Raw genomic sequence first — 686 nt, 5'->3', positions numbered from 1 at the left:
TTCATCAATATAAGTTTCCGTGTTTCGTTTTGTTCAGTTTTGAGAGAACTATCTCTCATATATAAATGTATGTTCTTTGAAAACTAGATAACAGTGTAGCTCATATTTTTTAATTTTTAGTTTGGTTAAGTTAGAAAGGGCGCACGGTGGATGCCTTGACACTAGGAGTCGATGAAGGACGGGACTAACGCCGATATGCTTCGGGGAGCTGTAAGTAAGCTTTGATCCGAAGATTTCCGAATGGGGAAACCCACCATACGTAATGGTATGGTATCCTTACCTGAATACATAGGGTAAGGAAGACAGACCCAGGGAACTGAAACATCTAAGTACCTGGAGGAAGAGAAAGCAAATGCGATTTCCTGAGTAGCGGCGAGCGAAACGGAACATAGCCCAAACCAAGAGGCTTGCCTCTTGGGGTTGTAGGACATTCTATACGGAGTTACAAAGGAATGAGGTAGACGAAGCGACCTGGAAAGGTCCGTCGTAGAGGGTAACAACCCCGTAGTCGAAACTTCATTCTCTCTTGAATGTATCCTGAGTACGGCGGAACACGTGAAATTCCGTCGGAATCTGGGAGGACCATCTCCCAAGGCTAAATACTCCCTAGTGATCGATAGTGAACCAGTACCGTGAGGGAAAGGTGAAAAGCACCCCGGAAGGGGAGTGAAAGAGATCCTGAAACC

At 45.3% G+C, this 686-nt stretch carries 1 rRNA gene; it reads left to right on the top strand.

The annotated features are described in order from the left end of the window. Window positions 1-123: 123 nt before the first annotated feature. Window positions 124-686 (top strand): 23S ribosomal RNA (locus MR113_RS27305); the annotation flags it as partial.

Origin of the sequence: Bacillus cereus group sp. BfR-BA-01379 (assembly GCF_022663605.1) — a bacterium.
Lineage (GTDB): Bacteria > Bacillota > Bacilli > Bacillales > Bacillaceae_G > Bacillus_A > Bacillus_A mobilis.
This window is presented reverse-complemented; position numbering and strand designations above follow the sequence as displayed.